Source organism: Puniceibacterium antarcticum (assembly GCF_002760615.1).
Lineage (GTDB): Bacteria > Pseudomonadota > Alphaproteobacteria > Rhodobacterales > Rhodobacteraceae > Puniceibacterium > Puniceibacterium antarcticum.
The window spans coordinates 1-26,076 of record NZ_AWWI01000116.1 but is presented as its reverse complement, the minus strand read 5'-3'; the positions used below and the strand labels follow the sequence as shown (position 1 = coordinate 26,076).

The window sequence follows — 26,076 nt, the reverse complement described above, 5'->3', positions numbered from 1 at the left end:
TTTGAGGGGTTGAGTGCGATCAGACGCCCGCGTTGCGGAAGAGGCCGCGCCAGTCGATGGCCTTGGAGGCGAAGTCGTGGCGGGCTTTGATTTCCATACCGTCGACCTCGAAGCCCATGCGGGTTTCGGTGTAAACGCCGTTGCTGCCATCGAGATAGGCATATTCCACGGTGTCGATTCGGTTCGGATCGGCCGCCAGAAACCACGGGTCAGCTCCGGCCGCGGGGATCAGGCGGGGCTCTTCGATCGGCTCCAGACGCCCAGCGAAGGCATTGACGCCCGCGACGGCGTTGGGCGTGGTTGCCGTGACGTTCTTGCGCGCTTCGACCGATCGGGTGCCCGGAGGGGTGATCAGATAGCGCGGCTGGACCGAGATTTGCCGTGCTTCCAACCCGCGCTGGTTGCCGAACAGGCGATACGCTTCTGCGAGTGTGGTTTCGGAAATCGCCCCCGCCGTGCCGAGGTTGCCGTGGCCGGAATTGAACAGCGCCACGCCGTCGTTCATCAGCGGGTTCGAAGTCAGGATCGAATAGACCAGATCAGATTCAAGGTCGGCAGCCGAGGCACCGAAGGCGGACGGGATGCGGGTGAAGGCGTCGAGGTCGTCATTGATCAGGGTCTGGCGGGTGATCCCGATGATCCGGCCATAGGTCAGCAGGGCATAGACTTCGCGGCCTTCGCCCATCGTTCCATAAGTAAACTCACCGCTTTCGGGCACGCGCAGCAGGTCTGGCGCTCCGGCGAGCTGAGTGCGCTGGACCGGGCGGAAATCGGTGATCGTCGCCTGCCGGGCCCAAGCGGTGAAGGTCCGGGGCGTGCTGTCATAGGCTGAGCGCAGGGTCTTGTTGGCGACGTTTGCCAGGATGAATGGGAAATCGGCGCTGGAATGATAGCCGGGCCCGGCGCGCTTTTGCAGAGCCTCGGTTGCCAATTCCATCCGCGACATGCCGCGCGTGCTGATGCCGCGGCGCTCAAGTGCGTGGCGCGCCATATCGAGCAGGTTCAGCCCGCGAAACTCCCGCCCAGCGTCGGTCAGTTGGTGCAACCCGGGGGCATGGCGGTGCATCAGTGCGTCTGTCACAGCGTCACGATAAGCGATCTCGGTGGCGCCGGTGTCACGGGCGGCGGCAGGAACGGTCGCACCGGTGCGGGTGCCGAGCGTGTCACCCTCTGCCAGCCGATCCAGCACGGCGCCACGGGCCGCATCGAGCGTGACACCGCGGCCAATCAGATCGGCAGCGAAGATGTTGTCGAGGCCGTGGCGCTGGCAGAGCGTCAGAATGTCGGCCGCTGCGCGCTGGGCTTCGGCGCGGATTGCGTCGGCGTTGGGTGTCGCCGGTGCAGGCGCAGGCGCCGGGGCGGCCGGTGTTGGATCAATCGCCCGCGTTGCGGGGGCGGGTGCCGCGCTCGGGGCCGTGGGTTCGATATCGTCGGGCATAGGAGCCTCCGTGTCTGGGTTTGAGGTGCGGATGAGAGTGCAAATGTTGAGCGCGCGGGTTGCGCCTGTGTCAGAACGAACCCGGGCACCGGGATCGGCGCCGATGGCGACGGCTGAGATTTCCAAGGGTTCCCAATCGACGGCGCGCCACAACTCGGGCGCACCGTCGCGTTTGGTTATTTCATAGCGGTGGACGCGGTAGCCGACCGACACGTTGCGGATGATGCCGCCCGCGATGTCGCGGAAAATCGGCTCGACATCGGCCCGCTCGCTGAAGCGGATCGTGGCGGTGCCCTGGCCATTGGCAATCCGTGCCGATCCGTCGACGACAACGCCAAGCACGGAGGCCAGCGATCCCGCGTCATGTGCATTCAGGAACGGCGCACCGGCATTGAGGCGGTCCAGGCGGATCATGCCGGGATCGAGCGAGAGTTCCTCGTCAACCGCCTCGTCCCAGAACCGGGCGCGGCGGACTGTGGCACCCGTGGTCCAGATGATCTCGACCGTGCGGGCGGCTTCATCGATGCTGCCCGCACGCACAGAGGCCATCCGCCCCTGAAGGGGCAGATCGATGATTTCTTTCGGCATGTGGGGCTCCGTTCAGCTTTGGCTGGGGTCTTGCGGTGGTTTGCCGGGCTCGCCGTCGAGCGATCCGGGGTCTTGGCTTTGAACCTGCCCGCCGCGGCTGACCTTTCGGGGATCAGAATCGAAGATCAGGTTCATCGTATCGGCCAGGAGGGCAAACTCCTGCCATTCTTCCAGCACCTTGCGCGGATCATAGCCGCGTTTGGCGATCTGCTGGGCGATGGTGGAGAACCCAGCGCGGGTTTCCAACAGGTCGGTCGTGGCATCTTGCAGCGGGTTGACAGAGTCAAATTTTGGCGGGGCCCACTCGACGGGGATATCAGCGGTCGGGATTAGCCCGGCCGCAAACGCCGCCTCGCAGAACCATTGCCAGATCGGCTGGCAGAACATCGGGATGATCATCTGCCATTGCATGGCCTCAATCATCCGGCGGAATTCGTTCAGGCCGACCCGGCTTGATGAAAAGTTCACCTGACTGAGATCGCCGGTCATCAACTCGTAGGGCACACGCCAGCCTGCGGCGATGATGTGCAACTGCACCCGGTGCCATTCATAAACGCCCGCAGTCGCTGCGGGCTGATTGAACTTGATGTCCTTGCCGCCGCGGGCATAGGCGATCAGCCCCGGTTCAAACTGCTCAATCCGGTTGCCGTCGGCATCCTGCACCACCGGTGCGATCGATTGCTGGGTCTCGTCGTCACCGAACACGATGCCAACAAGGCAGGCTTCAGTTTTCTTGCGCACCAGTTCGGCACGTTGCCAGTCGTCGACATCGCGCAGCGCCGCCATCGCCGGGGTGCCCCAGGGCACGCCGCGCGACTGGACTCGCTGGCGTTCAAAGAGGTGTGCCACCCGGTCGGCGGGGATGCGCACCGATTCAAATCGACGCGTAAACACCGGGGCCGCATCGCCTGGATGATCAGGATACATCCAGTAGGCCGAGCGCCGCCCAGCGCTGTCGTGTTCGATGCCGTAGCGGATGCGGGCCCCACCGGGCTGATCTGCGAACTTGGCGCCATCAAGGTGGTCGGCTTCCTTCAGTTCAATCTGCAACGGCACGACCAGTCCGGCGGATCTGGGACGGCGCACCCGTAGGGCGAAGACGTCGCCGCCTTCGATGGTCTCGCGCATGGCCAGCGACAGCAGCCCGTGGAAATCGGTGTGCCCATCGGCGTCACACTGATCCGCCCAGCGCGCCCAGAGATCGTCGACCAGTTTGTTCAGCGATTTGTCTGCGCCCGCCGCGCGGGGGCGGATGCCGGTGCCGACCAAGCTGTTGACCAGTACCGAGACAGCCTTGGCCGCCATTGGATTGTTGCGCACCAGATCCCGCATCCGGTCGCGCAGGACGGGTGCAGCCATACCGATTTCAGCATCGGCGGCTTTGCCACTGGTCGTCCAACCGTCCGTTCCGCGACCTTTGGCAGACCCGTCATAGGCACGCCGCAGATTGCCCAGTGCGATCCGGGCCGCATAGCGTTGCGAGGCCGCCTGCGGCGAGATCAGCGCCACGGCCCGATCAATCAGGCCCCAACGGATCGTGGGTGGGGTTTTGGTCACCGCTCACCCCGGCGAAAGCTGGCAAAGCCCGCAACCGGCAAAGGCGACCCACCAGCCTGCGCCATCTCTGACTCGATGATGCGCATCCGGGATAACAGATCGGCAGCATTGCCATATTCCACAGTCCGGCCGTCCGACGTCACGCGCAGCGTTCCCGCCGCGTAGGCCCGCTTGAGCGCGTCGAGTTCACTTTGCGTCCATGCCATTTCAGAACCATTTCTTTCTTGGGCCCATCCAGGGGGTGGGGCGTTTTGCCTGTGTTGCGGGCGGTTGCCGGTTAGGCTGACCGGCTGGCAGTGCCTCGCCCGTTCCGGTGGTCATTTGGGCTTCCAACTGCTCCCAACGCAGATTGTCCCAACGATCGATCCCCATCAGCCAGGCGGCTGCGCGGGCATAGACCCTGCAATCCAGCGCCTCGTTGCGTTCGCGGGTCTGCTGCCATTCCAGCCGCTGGAAGCCTTGCCGGGTTTTGATTGTCATCAGTTGTTCGGCCGTCAGCTGCTTCATCCATTCGGCGGTGGTGCCTTTCGGGATGTGCACAAACCCGTGCGGCCATTCCCCGCCCTCGGCCAGTTCTTCGTCGGTCGGGGCGACAAGGCGCAGGAACCGATAGGTCTCGGACTTGAACACCGCGCCCGCGACCTTCCAAAGCTGGACACCGCGCCGCAGTTTGCGCCCGGCCTCGGTCACCTCGACGTAGGTGGGGCCATCGACCGGCGTCGTGCGATCAAAGCCCGCCACACCCTTGATCGCGATCACCTGTCCACGCCCGGCAGCCCGCACCCACGAATACACCGCATCGGTGGTGACGCCGTCGCCCGAGTCGATCGCCATCCGCGCCAGCGCTATCCGGCATCCCGATACGTGCTCCCATGTTTGCCCCAGAAACTCCGACAGCTGCGCCCAGACTTCCGGCCTCGCGGTGTCGCCTTCCAGGACAACGTGGTCGACGAGCCAAGAGCGCAGATTGCGCCCCCAACCCCAGACATCGACCTCGATCCGGTCGCGCTGCACATCCGCCCCGGCGGTCAAAAGCAACACGCCGTCAGGCGCCATCCCAAGCTGCCAGTCCGCACGCCGTTCATAAAGCCGCTGCCAATCCGGCGCCTCGCCACGCTCCTGCCAACTCTCTCCAAGGATGGTGTTTTTCAGGGTTTTTAGGGCCGCATCATTGCCCAGCGCGCTCTCCCAGCCGCGGGCGATCTCTTCCCATGACAACCACCCCAGTGGCGAATAGAGGCCTGAGATATGGTAGCCGACCACGCCAGCCGCCTTTGCCGCTGCCTGCACCTCGGGCGCGGCGGTGGCTTGCCAGCCCGCGCCATTTTCCTCGGCCATCATCCACGTCTTATGCCGCTCGGCGATCGGGGCGTCGCAATGTTCGCAGAGATATTGCACCGTCTCGGCTTTGCCTTGCTCCCAGCGCAGCCGCTCGAATTGCAGCCATTGAAGCCCACCGCAATGGGGACAGGGCACGTGATAGCGCTGCTGGTCCGACAATTCCCACTCCCGTTCGATCCGGCTCAGGCCCCTCAGCGTCGGTGTCGAGGCCAGAAACACCTTGCTGCGATGGCCGAAACTGATGGTCCGCGCTTCGGCCAAAGCGATCGGATCGCCCTCGCCATCAACGTCGCCCGGATAGGCGTCGACCTCGTCCAGAAACACCCAGCGCGCAGGCATCGACCGCAGGCCCACGGCAGAATTCGCGCCAGTGAGGATCAACTGCCCGCCCGGAAACCGCTTGCCCAGAATAGTATTTCCGGCATCCCGCGACCGTGATGGCAGCACGAGCGCCCGCAAATCCGGGCTTTCCTCAATCAGCGGGTCGATCCGTTGCTGCGACAGGCGCTTGGCCAGATCCACGGTTGGTTGCACCGCGAGGAACGGCCCTGGCGCGCGGTGCATGCAGAAGCCGATCCAGTTGTTCCCTGCTTCCGTCGCCCCAACTTGCGCAGCCTTCATGAACACGACCCGCTGTGCCGGATGGCGTGGTGACAGCGCGTCCATCACCGCCTTCATGTAGGGCGTGCGCGCCGTGCGATACGGTCCGGCTTCCGACGCGGCGCGCGACGACAAGACCCGATGCCGATCGGCCCATTGCGAGACAGTCAGCGATGGATCAGGCGCCAGACCGGCCATCCATGCCCGCCGGACCTCTTCAGCGCCTCCAAAAGCTTCAGCGGAGCTCAATTTTGACCTCCGCCATCTCGGCCAGATGGGCGCGCAGATATGTGTCCAAAACCTGCTCCATCCGGTGTGCGTCCACACCCAGTTCCGCCGCCATGTTTGCAGCGACGCGGGGTGGCCAGTTCAGCCAGGCATCGCGTTCCCGGCGGGCGAGATCGAACACCATCGCCGTGGCCCGGGCCCGGTCGATCACCTCCGCCTTCATTTTTTCCAGCCGCACCTTGGCGGTCTGGGCCTTCAAAACCTCGTTCGCCATTCGGGCGCGCAGGAAGGATACCTCGCCACCGGTCGCTTCTGTGCCTCCCGGATCAGTGCCCGCATCGCGCAACGTATCTGCTACCGCCTTGAGGGCCGCCTGCGGCACAGGCTTGGTCGCTGCCGCCCGCGCGGTGCCTGCCGCCGTTTCCGCGCCCATCTGCCGGGCATGTTGGCCGCGCTGTTTCGCCGGATCGGTCTGGGCGCCCCATTCGGCATTGGCGCGATCGGGGTCAATCGTCCCGTCCGGGAGGGTCGTGATCCGCCCTGTGGCAATGGCTTTGCGCACCGCCGCCTCGGAGACGCCGCGCTGCGCCGCATAGCTTCTCCGGGATACTCCCATTCTAATCGAAACCTCATTTATTCAGTGACTTAGGAGTTGCTCTCTTTTGGTTCCGTGCGCTGTCTGCAGCCATCGCAACCCAACGGAGACCGCCATGAAACCCCTGACAACCCACGAAGAATTTTGCCTCAAGAACGCCGCCCATTTTGTCGCGGCCCGCGGCCGCACGCCTGCCACCCGCACGCGCAAACAATTCGCGACGCTGACCGAGGCGCAGGCCTTTGGGACCGCGATCGGCGACGGCCGGACGATGATCTACGCCGTCACAGACCTTGGGCATTCCGCCCACATCACCAACGCCTGAAGGAACCGGATATGAAAACCAAATCCCTCACCGCCGCGCAGATTGACACGCTCGCCCAGCGCCTTTCCGAAACCCCGATCGAGGCGAGCACAAGCGCCAAGAAGGCGGGTGATAACTTCGCTCGCTTGCTAGCGGCGCAGATCGGCAATGACCGCGCGGCGCTTGCCTTCACCTCAATCATGACTACCGCCACTGCCGAGCAGGCGGAGGCCCGGCTGACCTTGGTGCTCGACTACAGCAACACGGAACCGGCGGGTGAGCCGGTTCCGACTGAGGCGGAAGAGCCGAAGGCCGCAAACGTCCTGGTGATAGGCAAGCGGCAGGCCATCCTCGATCAGGCGCGGAGCGGAGTGCTACCGCAAGCACCGGATTTCTCCAAACCGACCCACGCGCGGTTCCGCACCAAGCTGGCCCAGATTGTGGCCTTGGCCGAGGCGGGCGACATCGCCGCGCTGCAGGCCTTCGAGATCAATCCGGTTTCGTCGAGTCCCAAGGCCATGGCTCGGTATCGCGACCTTTGTGTTATTGCGCTTATGAGTTCGAATTCTTGACTGCTAGGCCCCACTCCTGGGCCTGGTCTTTCGAATCCCTCTGGACTTCGAGATTTCTTCCATAAGATGGGCGCGAGCACGCGGCTTTAGGACGAAATCAGGTACAGAGTTTAAATTTGTTGTGCAATCATTTCTTGATGTCAGTAGTCGTACTATTTGACCTTCCGCGCCCTCTTCAAATTCACCTTTGTTTTGTGAGAAATACTCATCGTAAAGAGCAAGTAATAAGTATCTTAAGCCTGGAACCTTGGAAATTGCAGCAAGAGATGCCTTGGAGCCGACGAGGCGATGCACAATGTATGGCGCACGCTCCCATTTCCCGGAGGTGAATCTAATGTCACGGAGATCTGATGACCGGACTGCATTTACAAAAAGAGGCAGGTACTTCATCGAAAAATTGTCAGAATTTATTATCGAGTAATGGCAGTGATAAAAGATTGAATCTATCAATCTCGCTTCATGGGGCCAAGCAGGTGCAAAAATATCGTCATCTGATCCAACCTCAAACTTCGAAAATGCAAAGTCTTCGAATTTCTCCACGCTAAATTTTCCAGATGCTTTGACAACCATGAAGTTGGTGATGGTATTTTTGGGCAGGTTGTCCTTGACTTTTACCCAGCACCCTATTCCTTTGAGTGCGCTTTCCACTTGGAATGCAGCAGTTGCTTGATCAGAAAACTCAAGTGACTTAAAAGCGACGCTTCCGTCTGGTTTTGTTTTCTGTCTCTCTTCGAACCTTATCCTTCCCGGAACAAAGGAGCATTTAAAAAATATTCCTCTTTCGAATAGAGTATTTCGGACTCTGCGATAGAAATCGTAAAAGTCGTCGATTCCCTCCGCTTCAAAAAATGCACCATCACTAGCAGCAATGCATTGGCCGTTCTGGAAAGAGTCGAAGTGATCAAAAAGTGCGGAGTGAAAATCATCAAGGTGTGCTCTTACATCGCTGAGCCCAGAGGCGGCTGCCTCCCGGGTCCCCAAGATGTCTATGTAGCCACACCAGCTCATCCTTAATCTCCTTCTAAAATACCGCTAATAGTGGGAATGCCGTTCATAATTTCGATATTGAGCCCCACTGCAAATCGTGACCTGATTAAATCTTCAACCACATTCTTTTGTGATGAGAAATCTGTTGCTGACAAAATTCTAAAACTATTAACTCGCGCATTTTTTCCAAAAATTGAGAGTATTCTATTTTTAGTCTTTGGGTTCTTTCGAGCGGTGCTCGACTTTCTCAGGATAGCAATCAAGTATAACCCATCAGGCAGTTTGCTGGCGGTACGTCTTATTGAGCGTGCGGGAAGCTGGCCGCCAAGCTTTGGAAGTTTCTCAATGCTGCTATTGGTAGGCTTAATTGATACGCCAGCACCTGATCCTAAAGATTTGGCCGTCAAGCTGTCGACGAAGGTGGCCCATTGAAATATTGTTTGTTGGGCCCTGCCTTTTATGTCATCGTCATCGACATCATTTAAAGCGGAAAGTGGGGCGTATCCAGCTTCCTTGTTGATCAACGACATCCAGGATTTTCGTGCATTGGATTGGAAGTATCTGGCCTTCGCTTTGTAAAGAGCATCATGGCCATGTTGTTTGATCAATCCTTCGAGTACAGGAGTATTTGCCATCCATCGCCCAATGAAAATGTCAATAAACACATCTTCAATTATTCTCGATGCTTTTCGCGGTCCAACTCGGATCTTGCAGCCATTACTTGAACCACTACTATAGATACCCTGAGAATGAGTGGACTCCTCAATCGCAATTATTAGCTTATTGCCGGGAAAAAAGGACCGTACGAATGCATCGTGAAGTGGCTCGTCACAAAATACGACTCTGACCTGATCGGCATCTGAGCTTCCGTCGTAAATACTACGCAACACCTTTACACCTGACCTCTGAGAGCGAGCATGCGAACGGATTTGGAACGATAGCTCTTTTTCCGCTAGCTTAAGGTCATTACGTATAGAATTTATTACCTCTAGGGCCCGAGACTTTACCGCCTCACAACGATTGCTCGGGTGGAGATCATGGGTACTCTCAACAAGTATTACACCTCGTCGTTCCAACTTTTATCACCTCTTTGCCCCAGTCCAGTTCTAGTTGAGGCTACTTTTCTCGCATTGATCCTGTCAACAACATGATTCCTTGGGAAAACGACTGGTACCCAACTTCGTGTTCTGCCGTTTCACCGTCCATCAAACTTTTCGTATTTCAATCAGATGTGAAGGGGATGCGACGGAAGTTGCTTACGACATGGTCGGGTTTCACCGCCAGCGATGAAGAAAAGAACAAGTTCACCCTCGCGGCAACGGTGCAACGTTCCAAAACAGTATCCGCCCGGGCCCACTCATTGCCACACATAACTCCCAAGCCTTCGCATCATAATGCGGGTCCGCCGGAAAGGGTGCGCCGATAAGCGCCACCTGTCCAAAGGCCCGCGGATAGACGTGAATACGGGCTCCAGCGACGTCCTTCGGCGCCAACTCCCGCCCGATCTGCACCACATGCCGCCGGGCTTTCGGCCATGCCAACGCCAAACCGCGCGCCAGGACGCCCGATCCTGCGGCGCACCAAACCTCCTCCGGTTCAAGCCCGGTTGCCAGCGCTGCTGTGGCGATTGCCTCGATGCCGCCCGGGATATCCGCTCCGAATGGGATTAGCGAGGCCCCGGTATCACGGCAATACTGGCGGGCCCGGCTTTGCACGACGGTGAGATATCCCGGCGACACTGGCACCACCTTCGCCCCAAAGCGGGCGGCTTCCAGCGTCCGGGCGTGTGGTTTTGCACGCTGGGCGACAAAGATCGTCGCTTTCTTGCCCAGCGCCCGGGCGACATGCGCCAAGGCGGTTTGTGCGCCGCCTTCGGGCGGGCTGGCATAGACGGCTTCTCGCACGCCATCGAACACTTTGCCGATGAACCGGGCTTTGGTGCCGCCGGGGTGCAGATCGTCCCGGACCACCCAGATCCCCGAATGGGTTCGCACAATCGGGGCGGTCATTCTTGGGGGGCCTCTTCGCTGGTGCCATTGGCCTCGTCGATTTCGCCGAATTCCACTTGTCCGATCGCCTCGGTGGCGCGCTTGGGGTCGCCCTTACAGAACACCAGCACGTTTTGATGAGTCCGACCCAGCTTGCGGGAGGCCTCGAATTGCCGTCCGGCGCGGATGGGGAGCGATCCGACGGCAGTGACGAGGATTGCATCGTTGTAGAACCGGGCACCGGCTGCCTCGATGGCTTCGACTGTCCGACCCGGCAAGTTGACGAAGAACCCACCCGCATCGCGCACATCACCGATCACCCAAACTGCGAAACGATCGTCGCGCAGGCGGGACACCGCCCCGGCGATGATCCGAGCGTAAGCCTCGAAGAAGGCATCTTTGCCGAGGGTGGACAGATCGGCCGGATCGTCGGAATAGACCTCAAGGTTCCAATACGGCGGGCAGCTGAATATCAGATCGGCATCGACGTCCTTTGCCAACGTCGCGATGTCGCGGCTGTCACCGGTGATCCATTGTGGGGCCGGGCCTGCGCCCAGCGCCGCCTGTGCCTGATTGGCGGCGACCTGTTCGGCCCGGAGTTCTATACCGACGTAGGCCCGGCCAAGCTGCGAGGCGACGACGCCGCGGACGGAACCACCTGCAAAGGGATCGAGGACCGTGCCGCCCTGTGGACAGAACCAGCGGTAAGCGATTTCGCAGAGGACAGGATCGAAGATCGAGGTGCCAGAGGCTGCGGGCGCATCAGAGGCCTGATAGTGATCGGCAAGGAAGGCTTCGGTGGTCAGCTCGTGGCCTAGTTCGGCTTCCTTCGCGCGCTTTTTGGCATAGAAGCTGGGATCGCCAGAAGTGTGGGACGGCATCAGTACGCCACCGTTGGTCTTATCGCCGCCGACCACATGCTCGCCGCGCATCAGGTCTTGGCCGAAGGTGCGAGCCGGGGATTTAGCCATGTGCGGCCTCCGTTTTCTGGCGGCGGGCGGTGGCAGCCATGGCGACCTTATCGGCAAGACCGCCACCGCCAAGGATCGCGCCGTCGGCGAACGCCTTGGCCGCGCCGGGCTTGTAGTTCTTGCGCGACCCGTTACCCGGCATCGGACTGCCGCCGGGGCAGGCGCGATCGCCTTCGCCACGGCCCAATTCAGAGCGGATACCGAGATCCAACCAGGCGCGTTTGCGGTCCTGCCACCAGCCCTTGCGAGCATCAAGGATTGAGAAAGGCGGGATTCCAAAGCGGACAGCGAGGCTGCCGGACGACGATGCGGCCGATGGGGCGTCGTTCCCGCCGACATTGCCGTCCTGGCCCTCGCCACCCAGCGCACCTGCATCGCCAAATTCAAACCCCGCCAGCAATTCATCCAGTTCAGCCTCGTCAAAGCCAATCATGTCCAGATCGAAGTTCTCGTCGCGCAGCGCGGCTAGTTCCGAGCCCAGCATAGCGTTGTCCCATCCGGCGTTTTCCGCGATGCGGTTGTCGGCGAGGATGAGCGCCCGGCGTTGGGCCTCGGAGAGATGGTCGAGCACGATCACCGGCACGTCGGTCAGTCCGAGGCTCTGCGCCGCCATCAGTCGTCCGTGCCCGGCGATGATCACATCGTCCTCGCCAATCAGGATCGGGTTGGTGAAACCAAACTCGGCCATCGAGGCCGCTATCTGGGCAACCTGATCGGCGGAATGGGTGCGGGCGTTGCGGATGTAGGGCACCAGCCGGGCGGTAGGCATCATGTCGATCTGCAAGGCGTGATCTCCTGAAAGGAAAAGGCCCGGTGAAGGACACCGGGCCAGTTAAGGCGGGACAGGGAGGCTGAAACGGCGGTCGAAAGGCTGGGTGCGTACCTGCGAACCCAAGAGTGCGTACCCAAGGCGCGAACCCAGAAAAAATGTTTGACGCTAGAGACTTATCGCGCCTCTGCCCCCCGCATACACAACAGGCCCGGGTGGAACCGGGGGCCCGGGGGGCTGCGAGGGGCGAGGCGCGCCGGTCGGGGAACAGCGTCCAGAACAGAATGGGGAGCCAAGCGATCTGTCGCCCATGTGGTCCCTCATCCTATCGCTTTTATGCCTCAGAACCCGAAGAAATGTCGCGCCTGAAGTTCAACGTGTTTTGCGGGTTGTCCTGCGTGTTGACCACGCTTTCGCGCGGGATTGCGCCGGGTGTTGCAGACGGGCTCTCGGGCGCCTTGAGCTTGCGCTTTGTTTTTGCTTTGGAATTCAGCTTCTTCGCAATCGTCAAAAGTGCCGCTGCCCAGCGCCGCCAGGCGGTCGATCGCACATATCCTGCACGGATGCAGACCTGCCGCCAGCGCATGCGATCGGCCCGCAGCCAGACGATCCGAGCGTCTTGCGGATCAATCAGCATCAGCCAGTCAAAGCATTCCTCCATCCGGGTGATCGCAGCAGCGCTGGGGATCACCCGCATCGGGGCCTCGGGCGTGTAGCCATAGGCATGCTTGGCCTCCTGCACAAACGGCGGCCAGGACGAGCCATAGCCACGGGGACGGTCCTTCTCGGGCAGGCGGCGCAGGGTGTAGGCGGCCTCCTCGAAACGATCCTCGATGTCGCGGGGTGTTAGGGTCATGGTAGTCCTCCGTGGGGTCAATAAATCTGGTGGGCGCGCAGGGTGGCCTCGGTCACCAACCCCGCCTGTAGCAGCGCATCGCGCATCACGTTCGATACGGCGCTGGGCGGGACGTAGCGGCCCGAGTTGATCCACAAGGCGGTGCGCCGCAGCGCGTCCTGTGCGTTGATTGAGGGGCTGGCCGTGGCCACCGTTCCCGTTTCCCCAGGCCTTGCTGCTTTCGCCGCCAGCGCGATCCTATGGGAATGGCGCTTTGCGATCGCCGCCGTGAAATACGCCCATGTCCGGATCGGGTCGGTCCGCTTGCGCTTGGTCCGCTCGCCCAAGGTGGGCAAGATATCCGAGGTCAGGTCGAAGCCCGTGGCCCGCCAGCTATCGATCACTGACCGGGTGGCAGTAATCGCGGCCCTTGCCGCTGGGCTCAAGCCCTCGCCGCAGGCTGCGAGACAGGCCGCTTCGGCCTCGGAGTTTTCCTCCGCCTCACGCGCGGTAGTAGTTACAGGTTCTCTTACAAGGTTACTGTCCAGATTCTGGACATGGCTTTTGCCAAAATCTGGACATGGCTTTTGCGGTTTTCCATGTCCAGATTCTGGACACGGCTCGCGCCCGAAATCGTCCTCGAAGCCGAGAATGTAGCGGGTCGATTTCCGTCTATGCGTGCCCTCGGAATGGCGCCGATGCCTGCGGATCAGTCCCGCCGCTTCCAGCTTTTCGAGATGGGTGTTGAGCGATGAGCGCGAGATTTCAACATCAGCCGCCAACTGGTCTTGCGACGGAAAGCACCCGAAATCCGGGTTGTGCCGGTCGCAAAGATGCCAGAGCACCAGCTTGGTCGCGGGCATCAGCCCGCGCTGCTGGATCGCCCAGTTGGTGGCCTTGTGGCTCATAGCGCCGCCGTCACGGTCAGGCGTTTGACGATGGCCTGCATCAGGGCGATGCGCTGGTCGGCCTCGTCCTGGCGCATTTTGCCTGCCCGCACGCGCGACCAGTAGAATTGCCGCCGCAGATCCAACTCGCGCTGCGCCTCGGCGATCAGCGCGGTGACCGGGATGGTGCCGCTGGGTGTTATAGGTGCCATTGCCACCCCCTTAGCGCCGACCGGCGACAGCGCGGCTGGCGCCCACCTTGCGGGCCTCCTGATCGCGCAGCCAGTCCCGGACAGCCTCCATCCGGTAAAGCACCTTGCGCCCCACCCGGACGCAGGGTGGGCCCATGCGGCGGGTCTCCCAGCGCTGCAGGGTGTCCACCGACAGGGTCAGTTCCCGGGCAAGGTCGGTGCGGTTCAGCCAGCCGGTTAGCAGGCCGGTGTCCACTTCTGGCACCACGTCGTCGATTTCCTTCAAGCCAATGTTCTTCATGTCTTTTCTCCATGCCCAGCGCGCCAAGATCGAAGCGCTAAAATCAGTGAGGCAAGACAAGCACAGGCAAGGCAGCGGCAAAGAGGCAGAAACCGGCAGAAACAAACCGGCAATTCTGCCGGTCGATTTATCCACCGTTATCGGAAGCGCGACCTCGGATTTCGATATGAACAAACAATGAACTCTGACAACTTGAGCGGGAGCAGTTCACAACCAGATTCGCCAGATGGTCACCCCTCACCGAGAGGCTGGGGAGAGGTTTCGTGTGTCACAAAGCCATGACCTCACCGGCGTTCAAACAGGGAGGCAGGCATGGCGTTTCCGGCCCAGTATTTCTATTCGATTCTTGATGTTGCAGGGCGGTGGGGGTGCACCCAGACCGAGGTTATCAATTGGGCAATCTCAGGTGAGCTTGATCTCGTGGCGGGGTTTTCGCCGATCCTGTTTGGTGATGAACCGGCTGCCGGGCTGCTGGTTGTGTCGGCTTCAGACGTGCGTCCGCTGTTTCGCCCGTTCGGAAAAGCCGAGAGGAGGGTCTACCTGCGGCAGGCGCGCCCAAACGGGTCAGATACGTTCAAGCTGATCACCGATCCCGTCTGTGGCGTGCGGCTGACTGCGGCGGACATCATGATCACCGCCCGCGAAATCGACCGTTTCGAAGAGGCCAACAGCATCGGCCGCAACCGCAGCGCCGGGCCCGGCGCGCCCGGAAAATACGATTGGGAGGGCTTTCACATGGCCCTGTTCAAACGCATCTACACGGGCGGATTTCCAGCGCAGCAGCGTGACTTAGTCTTTGAGATGCAGGAATGGTTCATCGCCAATTCCGCCGATGGCGAAGCCCCGGACGAGAGCACGATCCGTCGCCGGATCAAGGCCATCTGGCAGGAGTTGAACCCGGTCTAAATCCGATTCTGCCGAGGCCGCAAAACCACCGGCAGAATTGCCGGTTTGTTTCTGCCGGTTTCCGCCTCTCTGCCGGACCCCATCAAGGAGCAGGTTGCTCTTTGCCGATTCTCTTTGCTCAGTCGGCCTGAACTGGAGGACTGAAATGGGAACGCATCTGACCGAACGGGTTGTAAAGGCTGCCGAAATAGGCACGCGCAAATATGTAATCTTCGACGAGGACTGCGCAGGTTTCGGCCTTTGCGTGTTCCTGTCGGGCCGCAAGGGCTTCATCCTGATCTACCGTGCCGCGGGGCGGCAGCGGCGGATGACGATCGGCACATGGCCCAGCTGGTCGGTGACCGCCGCCCGGGACGAGGCCAAGCGACTGAAGCGCGACATCGATCGCGGCGAAGACCCGATGGATGTCCGCACGAGTGCACGGCATGCGCCCACCGTTGACGAACTGGTCGATCGGTACATCGACGAACATCTGCCCAAGCTGTCCGCATCCAGCAGTAAGGATCAGGCCAGCATGCTCAAGACATTGGTCTTGCCCGATTGGCGATCGCGTAAGGTGACCGACATCACGCCGACCGATGTCGATAGGCTGCTGACGAAGATCGCGGCGGGGCGGCCACGGGTCTGGAAGAAATCCGTTAAGCCGACCAAGGCGCCGCGTGCATTCAAATCGAAGCAGACCAAACCCAATCCCCCGCCCAAGGCTTTCAAACCGACACCCGTCCGGGCCAACCGTGTCGGCGAGGTGCTGCGTAAGATGTTTAGTCTTTCCGTCATATGGAAAATGCGGACCGACAATCCCGCCACCAGCTTCCGCAAGCGACCCGAAACGGCCCGGGAGCGGTTCCTGTCGTTCGAAGAAATCCAGCGCCTCGCAGACGCCCTCTGCGCCGACCCCGATCAGCGTGCCGCCGGGATCATTCGCCTTTGCATGCTGACCGGTGCCCGCTGCGGCGAGGCCCGCACCGCGACCTTCGATCAGTTCAACCTCGATCTGGCGATCTGGACCAAGCAGGCGGCCTATACCAAGCAGCGGCGTGTCCACCGCGTGCCGATCTCGCACGAGGCTGTCGCGCTGATCCGCCTGCGCAGGGGTGCGGTGCCGAATGGCTGCCCGTTCATGTTCCCAGGCGATGTTCCGGGCCAGCCGGTCGTCGATCTCAAGCGGTTCTGGGAACGGATGCGCGTGCAGGCCGACATCCCGGACGTCCGCATCCACGACCTCCGCCACACCTTCGCATCCCTGCTGGTGTCCGGCGGGGCCTCGCTGGAAATGATCGGACGGCTGCTGGGGCACACCCAGATCGGAACCACCCAGCGCTACGCCCACCTGATCGACTCACCGCTGCGCGCTGGGGTGAACGCGGTGGGCGAGATGCTGAAACCGAGGTTGAGGTTGGTGGGCGAATGAATGAGGTTGGAAACTCATTAGAAGGTTTCCGACTGCCCACGTCAGCCCTCTGAATTCCGGTTAAAAACTCGGATTATGCGGGGGGCGCGTTCCGGTGATGCGACTTTCTTAGCTTGGCAAGTAACGAGCTGTTGCCAAGCTAGAATTTCTGCTGACGACCGACATTCCCCAAGTAATCCGCTGATTTCGCTGTCCTGAAGGTGTTATTATCTATATATAACATGGTGTTGACGGATGCGAAGGGCTTGTTATCATGGTTCACCCAGAGAGTGCGGGCTTGCATCGGGGCGATCGGGTGGATTTGGACCCTCGTGTGCAGCTGAAAACTCGCGGCACGCAGCTCAGCACAGACATTGGTCTCTTGGTGATGCGCGAGTTGGATGACGCGCTCGGGCTGTCCGATCTGGCATCAGCAGCGCTGTGCGACAGCCGCCAGGGCAAGAACGCCATCCATCGGCTCGACGGGCTGTTCCGGCAATCGGTCTAGGGTCGGCTGGCAGGCTATGAGGATGTCAATGATGCCGACCGTCTGGTCCTCGATCCCGTCATGCGACAGGTTGTAGGTGGTCGTGATGTCGACGCGCAGGCGGCCTCGGCCTCGCAGAAGGGGCGCTTCGAGACCGGGATGCTGGCGCTGCCCAAAAACCGGGAGGCCCTCGCCGATCTGAACGGTCAGTGTATTGACCGGTTTCATGACTGCAATGGGCTGAAGTATAAGGGCACGCCAGCGTTCAAGGTTGGCTTCGTCCACAAGTCCAAGTTTGATTTTTCTTCAATACTTTGAGCTTTTAGGAGAGAATTATGCCATCACATGTCGTCACGGCGCTTCATCTCAATCTGAGATCCGCCCCCGATCCGACCCAAAAGAATGTCATCGTCGTCTTGCCGCAGGGCACCGGCGTCGACAAGATTGCCAACAGTAGCCGGATTGGCTGGTTTGAGGTCGATGCCGTCGTCGCCGGCACGAAGGTTCGCGGTCACCTAAATAGCGCCCACCTCGGGCTAATTGGGACCACATTTCCGACAGCCCATACGACCACAGGCAAGCTTCCGATCGCCGACCTAGGATCAAGAGCCACTGAGAAGCGCTCGGTGACCGGTGCAAGAGCATATTCCATCGGTAAGTCGGGGAAACCGAGATCAAAAGTATCAGACGATCAGACCGAGGCTGCGACAATACCTGTCGTCCTGCTGTTGCATGGAATCCGCGACTTTGCGCTGTGGCAGAACTCGATCCGACACACGCTTGAAGAGAATGGCTTTGTAGTCGAGCCCCTCAACTATGGGAGATTCAATCTCCTCAAGTTCCTTGCTCCCATTTCGATTTTCCGGCGGCAAGCAATAAAGGCGATTGAAAAGCAGGTCGAAATCGTAATCCAGAACAATCCAGACGCGCCCATCCACGTCATAGCGCATAGCTTCGGCACCTATGTCGTGTCGCTTCTGATGCGTGAAAGGTTCAATCTGCGATTTCATCGTGTCATCTTCTGTGGCAGCGTCGTTCCATTCGATTTCGACTTCGAGCAGGTTCAGGACCGATTTGCGCGTCCCATAATCAATGAGGTTGGGACCCGGGACATTTGGCCTGCCCTGGCCGAGAGCGTAACTACTGGTTACGGCTCGTCTGGCACTTACGGATTTCGACGCCCGCTCGTTCGCGACCGTTGGCACAACGGCGCAAAGCACGGATACTTTCTTGATCGTCGATTTTGCACTGAATTTTGGATTCCATTTCTAAGAACCGGAGAGATAGTCAAAGGCGACGACCAGCCGGAAAGCACACCTATCTGGTTAAACTTGCTACACATATTCAAGATGAAATATGCCATTTCTCTGCTCGTTTTTGCAGTCATTCTACTCATTGTACCTTTGCCGTTCGATCTGGCTTGCGGAGCAAACAAGACCGCAAGAATTCGGCAAAACATCGTCCAGCTCGAAAGGCCGCTGATTGGGATGGGCAGTTCCGCAGGGTATTCGGCTGGCAATCGCGAGCAATGGCTAGCCCTACTTGATGGCCTCAACGCCGACGGTGATGAAGTCTTCTCCGCGATGGTCGCTGAGTTGCGCACAATCGTCATGGGGGCATCTGCCAATGGTGGAGACAATAACTACAACATGTTCGTCTCGAACGAGATGAGCCACAAGCTTCAGGATTTGCGCACCACAATCGAGAACGCGGCCGCGGTATGCAGTCTAACTCTTCCGTAAAGCAGCGACTCACTAAAGCAACCCGCCATTAACCTGAGACATATCCTGCAGCGCTGAAGTAGTTCCAGCATTCTTGAGGCGAGAAGAGATCGCAGACTTCAGCGATGGCGGTGAACATGTCGGTGAATGCGCGCGCGCCGATCCGCCGGAGATGAGCCTTGAGCTTCGAGAATGCCATTTCTATGGGGTTGAGATCGGGGCTGTAGGGTGGCAGGAAGAGGAACCAGCACCATGCGTCCCGCATCGCCTTGGCCGCGGTGGCGTTCTTGTGGGTGGCGAGGCTGTCCAGAATGACCACGGTACCGGGAGCCAACTCTGGGACCAGCACCTTCTCGACATAAGCCGCGAAGGCAGGGCCGTCCATCGCCCCCTTGATCACCCAGGGCGCGATCATGGCATCGGCGGTGAGCCCCGCGATGAACGTCTGTGCCCCCCATGAACCGAACGGTTCATCCATTACGAGACGATCCCCACGCGGTGCCCATCCGCGCAGTCGGGTCAGGTTTGTTTTCACCAAGGTTTCGTCAATAAAGACAACGCGCTCGGGCTGCGCTGACACCGCCAGGATACGATGCCTGAACCAGTGCTCGCGCTGTTGCCTTACCTTGGTTCGACGGCGCTCGGTGGCGACCAGCGACTTTTTTTATGCGTATAACCGAGCTTGCGAAGGACCTTGCCAATCGCGTTGGGGTGCGCGTGCAAGCCGGTCGCGTCATGTCGGGCGGACGCCAGTTCCGGCATCGTGATGTCGCCGTCCTGGGCGATGATTTCCGCGAAGACGGATCGGTACGGATCACGTTTGCCTTTGCCTCGGGGGCGAGCCTGGGGCGCGGCTCTCGCCCGTCCTGTGCGCCGAATTGAAAGACCCAAGCGCGCTCCGGTGGCCGGTGAAACCTTCAACCGCAACGCCGCCGCGCGCCCGCTTAACCCTTCTTCAATCAACTTCTGAAACCGCATCCGAAGTGCGTTTGGCAAAGGTGCTGACCTGATCCATCCTCCCAATCTGGGTGAATCACAGATCGGGCTTCAACGGAATCCCAACGAGTCAGGTTTTTGGCGGAACGCTTTAACGTTGTCAGTCACGTTATGCGCTATCGCAGTTCACCTCCTCCACTGCGTAGGACGTGACAAAACCCATACGTTTCTGTCACTGGCGAAAACGACATGGTTTGATTGCGGCGGTCGCTCTCCAGTGGTGAACGAGGTCCGGTATATTGGCCTCATGGATATAAGCCGTGAGGAGAACGACCATGAAGAAGGATGCCGGACTCGACATATCTCTCAAATAGGTTTCGATCTGCGTTGTCGATGAAGACGGGAAGATGGTGGCGCGTGGCGTGTCACCGGCGGATCCGGACGGGGTTGCAGGCTGGCTGAAGAGCAGATCTCTGACGCCCGAGCGGATCGTACATGAAAGTGGCCAGCTGTCGATCTGGTTGCAGCGCGGGCTCGCCGATCTTGGATTGCCCGCAATCTGTATCGACGCACGCAAGGCCCACACGAGCCTGTCTGCCCGGCACAACAAGTCCGACGCCGCCGACGCGGAAGGTCTGGCTCGGCTCGCGCGGACGGGATGGTTCACTCCGGTCCACATCCGAAGCCAAGAGTCCGATCGCCTGCGCGTCCTGGTGGGAGCACGCGAGCGCCTGATCCGGTTGCGCAGAGACCTTGAGGGGCACATACGCAGTGTCCTGAAGACATTTGGCATTCGCATGACCGGCGTCGGTCAGGGCCAGCAAAGACAGGCTTTCCATGACCAGCTGGCCGCCGCAGGAGAGACTGATCCCGTATTGCGGACCATCGCGGACGGATTCATTGCCGCCGACAGCACACTTTGCCTGGCGGCTGCCGATCTTGAACGGGCATTGAAGGCGAGGGCCAAAAGCCACCCTGTTGCCCGCCGCCTGATGACGATGCCGGGGGGCGGGCCTATCGTCTCGTTGAGTTTTGTGGCCCTGGTCGATGACCCAGGCAGGTTCAGTAGAACCTCGGATATTGGGGCCTTCCTGGGGCTGACGCCTCGGCGGCACCAATCCGGCGAAATGGATTGGTCCGGTCGCGTGCCGAAATGCGTCGATGCAGCCATGCGCGGGTAGCTTTTCGAAGCCGCGTCTTGCGTGATCCGCCAGTTGAAGCACTTCTCGGCTTTGAAGTCATGGGCGGTTCGGCTGGCAGGTCGCCGGGGCTTTCGAAGGGCCGCTGTTGCAACCGCACCTAAGATCGCGGTGCTGATGCTAACGGTCTGGAAGACTGGAACCGATTATCAATGGACGAAGGAGGCCACAGTCTGACCTGAATTTCCGCCAGAAGGGCGGGAAGCGAAGTCCCGACGGGACGGAGGTTGATCGATCTCGCAAAAACAGTTGGGATGTGGCCGATGCTGCTGACCCCGCAAACGATATTGGAGACGGTCCACCACCGAACACCATCATGAGGCGCAACGCGCGACCTCGAAGAGAACCATGACCCCGGACGGACAGATCGCTATCCCGATTGACACAGCCGGAATCAGAGAACTGTTTTAGTCACGCTCGGCCATAGGCCACTTCGGGAATTCGACGTTGCACTTGAACTGAAAGTGGATTTGTGCAATGTTTTAACCGTCTTATACCCACGTCGAGGGCTATTTTTCATGAGCAATTCCATTGCGATAGACTCCGATGTTTCCCGCCTCCATCCTGCGATTCGCGACGCAGTGGCAACAGTCCGAAAACAGCTTCAGAGTGAAAAAATACCCTTTGAGGTCTTCGAGGCGTTCCGTACACCTGAAAGGCAGTCTGATCTATACGCTCAAGGCCGCACTCGCCCCGGCGACAAGGTTACTTGGGCATTGCCCTGGCAGTCGATGCACCAATATGGGCTTGCCGTCGATTTCGTTCTTCGTATCGGCGACAAGTGGAGTTGGGATGACAGTGGTCCCGAGGCGGCTTACTGGACCCGACTACACGAACTGGCTCGCGCGCATGGAATGACGCCATTGTTTAACAGCAAGGGCAAGCTGATCGAAAAGCCACATATCCAACTGGTGGGCCTGTCTTCGGCGAGAATGCAGGCAGGCGACTATCCGGCGGGTGGCGATGCGGTTTGGGCCGATCATTTGACCACGCTAATCGCCAACTGGAAGGGCACGCAGGCACCGCCTCCGCGACCAAACCAGACGACGCAACGCCCAGCCATCGCCGAGGAAGACATCGCCGAATTCGAGCAATCGCATGGCAGCGATGTCGCTAATTCTACTACCGCAGCCATAGAGGCGGTGCGAAAAGACCCTCGTTTCCAGCAACTCCACGCCTTCATCAAGCGGTGGGAGGGAGGCTTCGTCAACGATCCGCGCGACAATGGCGGAGCCACGAACATGGGCATCACCCAAGCGACCCTCGCTGACTGGCGCGGCCGCCCAGTCAGCGTCGAGGAAGTTAGCGCCCTCGGCCGCGATGAGGCTGATGCAATCCTCCGCACCAATTACTATAGCCGCTGCCGTTGCGCAGAGCTGCCCGACCGTGTCGCTATGGTACTCTATAACGGTGCAGTTCTGCACGGGCCAAAAGCCGCGACTAGGTTCCTCCAAAGGGCGTTCAACGGATTGGGGCTACAGGTCGATGGCGCGCCACTGGTCGTGGATGGCGACATCGGCAAGAACACCATGGCTGCGGCGCGGCAGACCGATCCCGCAATACTCGCCGCTGCCTTCATGGATGTTCAAGAGGCGCATCATCGCGGGCACGAGGACTTTGCGGCCTTTGGCAACGGCTGGTTGAACCGGTTAGCTTCATTGCGCGAGTTCGTGACCGGTCTTCCAGCTGGAGAGGGCGAGCGGCCGAAAAGAACTGCGACCGTCGGAGTGGCTTCCGCAGAGGTCGAGCCTTCAAAAGGTACCTCTACCGACCGTGCTGAGATCGAGCGGGTGCTGAACGATATCCTACGAGACCGCTCTGTCGAGCTCGGAGGAGATGCGCAGTACCTCCAACTAATGGACGAGCTTAAAGCCCTAGCGGCGCAGCTGGCAAGTAGTACGGCGTCTAGTGTCAAAGTCGTTCCAGCCGCGCCTGAGTCATCAAACTCAGACAGCGTAGTGGCGGTCGGCCGACCTCTCGATGTTACAAAACGTCCGCCACTCACCCCAGTGAATGCCGCGCTGGGAGAGGGAATCGGGAAACTTCTGAACGGCAAAAAATCGATTATTGGCATCGTAGGCCTTCTTGCGACCGTACTCTTGCCCGAGATCGGGCTTTCAGGTCCTATTGTCGACTTCGTGGAACGGCACGGGACCGAATTAACGACAATTTTGGCGACCTTCACCGGTTGGGGATTTTTGGGCAAGATCGACAAGGCCATCTGGTCGCTGGAGCGGTAGTTTTAGGCGCATGGCATCAGCCTCAGGGTACCCAGAATAACCAACGATGCGCTTACTGAAGGAGGTGGTTAGTCGGTATCGAATGGGCCGGTTTATGGGACTTTGCTCCAACCGAGTCACATCGAAATGGCAAACTAGTCTATGACAAGGTCAAAGAGTTTGCTCCTGATGTTTGAATGGGGTTTTGCGAAAAGATGAATGAGCATACCAGGGAGAGAATTTGGTCAATTTGGTTGCGGATATTATTCCGTTTTCCGGCGTTTCTCGCTGTATTAACTTATCTGTTTATAGCGCATACAAATTATGAACAAATTATTTCCCTGTTGAATGAGGTTCATACTGAAATTCAAATACATTTAATCCTCTTGTGCGCAACTTTGACTGGCTTTCTGTTGACGTTTTTGGCCCGATGTGAAAGAGACTACACGAGGGATGGCATTTACTATCTGGATTTAATCATAGGCATTTCGCCATTAGCAATTATTTCAACGGCGATCGGGCCGTTTGGCGTAATAGATTATTTACTTTGTTTTACATATTTTTTCCTAATCACAGCGATTTTAGTAAAATACCCGAAGCACAATGCTAATAAATGGAAGGCCCATTTTTTGGCGCTTCTTTTCGTCGTAACTGTGTGGCTCTTGCTGTCATTTCTACTATATGCCAGCCCGGTAGATTTTGCGCGAACAGTTGGGTCGGTTTTTTTAACGCTAGTATTCTTTGCCTTATTGCTTATATTGCTTCTGCTTGCGTGTGCGCATCCAGTTTTAGGCATACCGATAATATTTATCGTAACGATCATGTTTTTTATGAACGAACGAGATCATAATCTCAGATTGACAGAGTTTACTGACTATGATGAGTTTCAGAATAATGAGAATCCATTTCGCGCACCAGTTTCGATACAAGATGCATTTGACAAATGGCTTGCAAGCAGAAATGATCTTGAACTTTATGAGGGAGCTGGAAAAGAGTATCCGGTATTCTTGATCTCTTCTGAAGGTGGCGGCGGTTATGCTGCTGCTCACGCCAATTTATTTCTTTCCAAGATGCAGGACCGTTGCCCAAATTTTTCTCAACATATTTTTGCCATTACTGGCGTTTCCGGTGGGGCTGTCGGAAATGCGCTTTTCTGGTCTTCGTTAGACAAAAGGTCAAACCCCGCGGAATTTATGGGATGCACAGGAGCCATCGATGTATCTGAAGAGGTAAACATTCTGGCGCAAGATAATCTCGCGCCAGTTTTGGGAGCGATGTTCTTTCGTGACCTCCCCAACAAGTTATTTTTCGACCTGTTGCCCGGGCCGAACAGATCTGAAGCACTTATATTTGCCCTTTCGGGAACGAATATGCTTGGGGTGAATGAAAATCCACTTTTCGCAGAGCATTATTGGGAGCAGGGTGACGATGGAAGCAAACGCTTGCGTGGTGGCCCAGCCGTAATACCGGTGGCAACAAACTTGGTGTCGGGAAAGCCATATATCATTGCGCCCTTTGAGGTTGATGATCTTCGGAATGGCTTTGAGCAGACCTCCTGTGGAACATGTGATCTATCAAGAACCGAACCGGATGAAGTTGGTATGAGAACTTACGACATAGGATTTTTTGATGCCGCTGTCGCAAGTGCCAGCTTTCCATATATAACACCAAGTTTGGGGCTTGGAGCTTTTGGCGGAAGTCGGATTGGTTTAGTTGATGGGGGTTATTTGGATAACTCTGGTACTGAGGTGTTGTTAGAAATCGCAAAAGCATTGTACTCCCCAAGCCGCTTTTTTGACGGCGCTTCGCCAGCAGCTCTAGATTTTCCAACCAGCACGTTAGGTATATCAGATACTCGGGTCTGCTATGGCAATTTATATGATGGTCTGAACATACTAGTGAGCCCGCGCCCATATGGAAATTTGCGACAAGATAAGGACGGGGAAGTTCACCCCAATGAAGACGATGATGATTGTGAAGTTAGTATCATATTTTATACGATAACAATTCGAGCGGAACCATCTCATGATCGATATTTGGATGGGCAAAACTTTTTTACTGATCCAATTTCCGCGCTTCTAAATGGCCGATCAAGACGTGCGGAGCTTGCGCGTCTCAGGCTTTTCGACTTTCAGTGTGCCGCAGGAGCCATCTGTCCGAGACATGTGGAAACCGGTATTCAAATTGGCTTTTTTGATAGCGTAATCCGACCTCAGGACTTTGCGCTGCCTCTAGGGTGGAAGCTACCTCTGAATGGACTTCGCGAGATGAGCAATATTGTTGCACCGGAACCAACTACCGTTATTGAGCAAAACTACGATGAATTTTCCAACATGATCGATATAATGGCTTGGCAGGCGGATGTCTTCGAGACTGTCGCGGGAAATCCTTCATCTGTGGCAGCAATTATATCTGCCCTTAGGCCAACAGACACTTCCGACTGAGTAGGCTTTCTCGCAATTGATCTATTTTGGCTACCTTCCGAGTTGAGGATAGCGCAGGGAACTCGAAATCGTTTCATGGGCCATTGGGTTGATGGCATCTTCTTCTGCTAGTCGACTCTGTTGTCGAACGATACTGCATGGTCCTTGAATAGCAGCAATGGAAAAGCTTCATCGCAATGTCCGTATTGTCGGCCATCGACTAGTGTTAACCGTAAGTTCACCTGTAGGCCAACGTATATGGGTCAACAATAGGTCAACCTGTTTAGCTACTTGTTTCCCCGTGTGGCCCAGCCTTGTGCAGTTGGCTGCGGCACGATGCGGTTAGAAAACTTCGCCAGTTCAAAGGGGTATTTCGTAACTAATTGAAATCAAAGGACGTCCGTTCTTCTAGGGGATGGGGCTCATAACCTGAAGGTCGTTGGTTCAAATCCAACTCCCGCAACCAAAAAATCACAAAACACTATCATTATCTTATGAGCCTTCCAAAAGGACGGCTATTTGGTTTGTGTTCTACATCAACGCCACCTCAACGTTTGATGAGCCTGACGTTGCCTGACGTTACCCCCAACTTTTATCCAGCGTGAGCGAGACTCCGGGTTTGAGTTTTGCCGATTTGGGCGGG

Annotated in this window: 24 protein-coding genes and 1 pseudogene; 10 read left to right on the top strand and 15 right to left on the bottom strand. The window is 58.4% G+C overall.

Annotation, left to right across the window (positions count from 1 at the left end):
* Positions 1–19 precede the first annotated feature (19 nt).
* From P775_RS16025 to P775_RS16005, 5 genes are read right to left on the bottom strand one after another with little or no spacing between them, the layout of a single operon-like run.
* Positions 20–2,026 carry a prohead protease/major capsid protein fusion protein gene (locus P775_RS16025; protein WP_099911913.1) on the bottom strand — a complete coding sequence of 669 codons (2,007 nt, stop codon included), beginning with the start codon at positions 2,024–2,026 and terminating at the stop codon, positions 20–22.
* 12 nt (positions 2,027–2,038) lie between these two features.
* Entirely contained in the window at positions 2,039–3,583 is a 1,545-nt protein-coding gene (locus tag P775_RS16020) for a phage portal protein (RefSeq protein ID WP_099911912.1), read from the bottom strand.
* Positions 3,580–3,789 (bottom strand): phage head-tail joining protein, encoded by a 210-nt coding sequence (locus tag P775_RS16015; protein WP_050520797.1) that lies wholly within the window; start codon positions 3,787–3,789, stop codon positions 3,580–3,582. Before P775_RS16015 ends, P775_RS16020 begins: the two co-directional genes overlap by 4 nt.
* A gap of 1 nt (position 3,790) precedes the next feature.
* The gene (locus tag P775_RS16010) at positions 3,791–5,722 is read right to left on the bottom strand and encodes a phage terminase large subunit family protein (protein WP_099911911.1); all 1,932 of its coding nucleotides are present in this window, start codon (positions 5,720–5,722) and stop codon (positions 3,791–3,793) included.
* 37 nt (positions 5,723–5,759) lie between these two features.
* Entirely contained in the window at positions 5,760–6,368 is a 609-nt protein-coding gene (locus P775_RS16005; protein ID WP_099911910.1) for an elements of external origin, read from the bottom strand.
* 94 nt (positions 6,369–6,462) lie between these two features.
* Here P775_RS16005 and P775_RS16000 point away from each other — a divergent pair, with 94 nt between their 5' ends.
* Positions 6,463–6,672 (top strand): hypothetical protein, encoded by a 210-nt coding sequence (locus P775_RS16000; protein ID WP_099911909.1) that lies wholly within the window; start codon positions 6,463–6,465, stop codon positions 6,670–6,672.
* Between the two features lie 11 nt (positions 6,673–6,683).
* Positions 6,684–7,223: a class I SAM-dependent methyltransferase gene (locus tag P775_RS28125; RefSeq protein ID WP_180287472.1), complete on the top strand. Its 540-nt coding sequence runs from the start codon at positions 6,684–6,686 to the stop codon at positions 7,221–7,223.
* A gap of 3 nt (positions 7,224–7,226) precedes the next feature.
* Here P775_RS28125 and P775_RS15990 read toward each other — a convergent pair whose 3' ends face one another.
* The 9 genes from P775_RS15990 to P775_RS15955 all read right to left on the bottom strand — a co-directional run bounded on the left by P775_RS15990 (position 7,227) and on the right by P775_RS15955 (position 14,152).
* Positions 7,227–8,231: a hypothetical protein gene (locus P775_RS15990; RefSeq protein WP_099911908.1), complete on the bottom strand. Its 1,005-nt coding sequence runs from the start codon at positions 8,229–8,231 to the stop codon at positions 7,227–7,229.
* Between the two features lie 2 nt (positions 8,232–8,233).
* The gene (locus P775_RS27645) at positions 8,234–9,100 is read right to left on the bottom strand and encodes a hypothetical protein (RefSeq protein WP_143520932.1); all 867 of its coding nucleotides are present in this window, start codon (positions 9,098–9,100) and stop codon (positions 8,234–8,236) included.
* Between the two features lie 414 nt (positions 9,101–9,514).
* A complete protein-coding gene (locus P775_RS15985; protein ID WP_099911907.1) occupies positions 9,515–10,219 on the bottom strand; it encodes a pyridoxal-phosphate dependent enzyme in 705 nt (234 codons plus the stop codon).
* Complete coding sequence (locus tag P775_RS15980) at positions 10,216–11,169, bottom strand: DNA methyltransferase (RefSeq protein ID WP_099911906.1); 954 nt, start codon at positions 11,167–11,169, stop codon at positions 10,216–10,218. Before P775_RS15980 ends, P775_RS15985 begins: the two co-directional genes overlap by 4 nt.
* Positions 11,162–11,953, bottom strand: a complete 792-nt coding sequence (locus tag P775_RS15975) for a ParB/Srx family N-terminal domain-containing protein (protein WP_245875724.1) — start codon at positions 11,951–11,953, stop codon at positions 11,162–11,164. Before P775_RS15975 ends, P775_RS15980 begins: the two co-directional genes overlap by 8 nt.
* A gap of 319 nt (positions 11,954–12,272) precedes the next feature.
* Positions 12,273–12,794 (bottom strand): DUF6362 family protein, encoded by a 522-nt coding sequence (locus P775_RS15970; protein ID WP_180287471.1) that lies wholly within the window; start codon positions 12,792–12,794, stop codon positions 12,273–12,275.
* 17 nt (positions 12,795–12,811) lie between these two features.
* Entirely contained in the window at positions 12,812–13,681 is an 870-nt protein-coding gene (locus tag P775_RS15965) for a helix-turn-helix domain-containing protein (protein ID WP_099911905.1), read from the bottom strand.
* Positions 13,678–13,872: a hypothetical protein gene (locus tag P775_RS15960; protein ID WP_099911904.1), complete on the bottom strand. Its 195-nt coding sequence runs from the start codon at positions 13,870–13,872 to the stop codon at positions 13,678–13,680. The genes P775_RS15965 and P775_RS15960 overlap by 4 nt, the downstream gene beginning before the upstream one ends.
* Positions 13,873–13,882: 10 nt before the next feature.
* Positions 13,883–14,152, bottom strand: coding sequence for a helix-turn-helix transcriptional regulator (locus tag P775_RS15955; protein ID WP_099911903.1), 270 nt, complete (start codon positions 14,150–14,152; stop codon positions 13,883–13,885).
* Here P775_RS15955 and P775_RS15950 point away from each other — a divergent pair.
* From P775_RS15950 to P775_RS15930, 5 genes and pseudogenes are all read left to right on the top strand, one after another.
* Positions 14,151–14,333, top strand: coding sequence for a hypothetical protein (locus P775_RS15950; protein ID WP_099911902.1), 183 nt, complete (start codon positions 14,151–14,153; stop codon positions 14,331–14,333). The genes P775_RS15955 and P775_RS15950 overlap by 2 nt on opposite strands.
* Before the next feature lie 131 nt (positions 14,334–14,464).
* Positions 14,465–15,058, top strand: coding sequence for a hypothetical protein (locus P775_RS15945; RefSeq protein ID WP_099911901.1), 594 nt, complete (start codon positions 14,465–14,467; stop codon positions 15,056–15,058).
* Between the two features lie 145 nt (positions 15,059–15,203).
* Positions 15,204–16,469 carry a tyrosine-type recombinase/integrase gene (locus P775_RS15940; protein WP_099911900.1) on the top strand — a complete coding sequence of 422 codons (1,266 nt, stop codon included), beginning with the start codon at positions 15,204–15,206 and terminating at the stop codon, positions 16,467–16,469.
* 253 nt (positions 16,470–16,722) lie between these two features.
* Positions 16,723–17,184, top strand: a pseudogene (locus tag P775_RS15935) (transposase); the annotation flags it as partial.
* Positions 17,185–17,270: 86 nt separating this feature from the next.
* Positions 17,271–18,677: an esterase/lipase family protein gene (locus P775_RS15930; RefSeq protein WP_099911899.1), complete on the top strand. Its 1,407-nt coding sequence runs from the start codon at positions 17,271–17,273 to the stop codon at positions 18,675–18,677.
* Positions 18,678–18,705: 28 nt separating this feature from the next.
* Here the strand turns inward: P775_RS15930 and P775_RS15925 are convergent.
* Positions 18,706–19,634, bottom strand: a protein-coding gene (locus P775_RS15925) for an IS630 family transposase (RefSeq protein WP_099911898.1) whose coding sequence is annotated in 2 segments (ribosomal slippage) — positions 18,706–19,320 and positions 19,323–19,634 — 927 coding nt in all. Because the reading frame shifts where the segments join, the coding sequence is not laid out codon by codon here.
* Positions 19,635–19,972: 338 nt separating this feature from the next.
* Between P775_RS15925 and P775_RS15920 the strand changes: the two genes are divergently transcribed.
* The 3 genes from P775_RS15920 (at position 19,973) to P775_RS27640 (ending at position 25,454) form a co-directional block, all read left to right on the top strand.
* Complete coding sequence (locus tag P775_RS15920; RefSeq protein WP_483880069.1) at positions 19,973–20,773, top strand: IS110 family RNA-guided transposase; 801 nt, start codon at positions 19,973–19,975, stop codon at positions 20,771–20,773.
* A gap of 536 nt (positions 20,774–21,309) precedes the next feature.
* On the top strand, positions 21,310–23,031 hold the full coding sequence (locus P775_RS15915) for a glycosyl hydrolase 108 family protein (protein ID WP_099911897.1): 1,722 nt from the start codon (positions 21,310–21,312) through the stop codon (positions 23,029–23,031).
* A 194-nt stretch (positions 23,032–23,225) separates the two neighbouring features.
* Positions 23,226–25,454 (top strand): hypothetical protein, encoded by a 2,229-nt coding sequence (locus P775_RS27640; protein WP_143520931.1) that lies wholly within the window; start codon positions 23,226–23,228, stop codon positions 25,452–25,454.
* The last annotated feature ends 622 nt before the right edge of the window (positions 25,455–26,076 follow it).

Coding starts and splice junctions, on each gene's coding strand:
- P775_RS15950 (WP_099911902.1), top strand. CDS start 14,151: ATGTCTTTTCTCCATGCCCAGCGCGCCAAGATCGAAGCGCTAAAATCA.
- P775_RS16025 (WP_099911913.1), bottom strand. CDS start 2,026: ATGCCGAAAGAAATCATCGATCTGCCCCTTCAGGGGCGGATGGCCTCT.
- P775_RS15955 (WP_099911903.1), bottom strand. CDS start 14,152: ATGAAGAACATTGGCTTGAAGGAAATCGACGACGTGGTGCCAGAAGTG.
- P775_RS15940 (WP_099911900.1), top strand. CDS start 15,204: ATGGGAACGCATCTGACCGAACGGGTTGTAAAGGCTGCCGAAATAGGC.
- P775_RS16000 (WP_099911909.1), top strand. CDS start 6,463: ATGAAACCCCTGACAACCCACGAAGAATTTTGCCTCAAGAACGCCGCC.
- P775_RS15980 (WP_099911906.1), bottom strand. CDS start 11,169: ATGGCTAAATCCCCGGCTCGCACCTTCGGCCAAGACCTGATGCGCGGC.
- P775_RS16005 (WP_099911910.1), bottom strand. CDS start 6,368: ATGGGAGTATCCCGGAGAAGCTATGCGGCGCAGCGCGGCGTCTCCGAG.
- P775_RS15990 (WP_099911908.1), bottom strand. CDS start 8,231: ATGAGCTGGTGTGGCTACATAGACATCTTGGGGACCCGGGAGGCAGCC.
- P775_RS15930 (WP_099911899.1), top strand. CDS start 17,271: ATGCCATCACATGTCGTCACGGCGCTTCATCTCAATCTGAGATCCGCC.
- P775_RS15965 (WP_099911905.1), bottom strand. CDS start 13,681: ATGAGCCACAAGGCCACCAACTGGGCGATCCAGCAGCGCGGGCTGATG.
- P775_RS27640 (WP_143520931.1), top strand. CDS start 23,226: ATGAATGAGCATACCAGGGAGAGAATTTGGTCAATTTGGTTGCGGATA.
- P775_RS15945 (WP_099911901.1), top strand. CDS start 14,465: ATGGCGTTTCCGGCCCAGTATTTCTATTCGATTCTTGATGTTGCAGGG.
- P775_RS15985 (WP_099911907.1), bottom strand. CDS start 10,219: ATGACCGCCCCGATTGTGCGAACCCATTCGGGGATCTGGGTGGTCCGG.
- P775_RS28125 (WP_180287472.1), top strand. CDS start 6,684: ATGAAAACCAAATCCCTCACCGCCGCGCAGATTGACACGCTCGCCCAG.
- P775_RS15915 (WP_099911897.1), top strand. CDS start 21,310: ATGAGCAATTCCATTGCGATAGACTCCGATGTTTCCCGCCTCCATCCT.
- P775_RS16010 (WP_099911911.1), bottom strand. CDS start 5,722: ATGGCCGGTCTGGCGCCTGATCCATCGCTGACTGTCTCGCAATGGGCC.
- P775_RS15960 (WP_099911904.1), bottom strand. CDS start 13,872: ATGGCACCTATAACACCCAGCGGCACCATCCCGGTCACCGCGCTGATC.
- P775_RS16015 (WP_050520797.1), bottom strand. CDS start 3,789: ATGGCATGGACGCAAAGTGAACTCGACGCGCTCAAGCGGGCCTACGCG.
- P775_RS15970 (WP_180287471.1), bottom strand. CDS start 12,794: ATGACCCTAACACCCCGCGACATCGAGGATCGTTTCGAGGAGGCCGCC.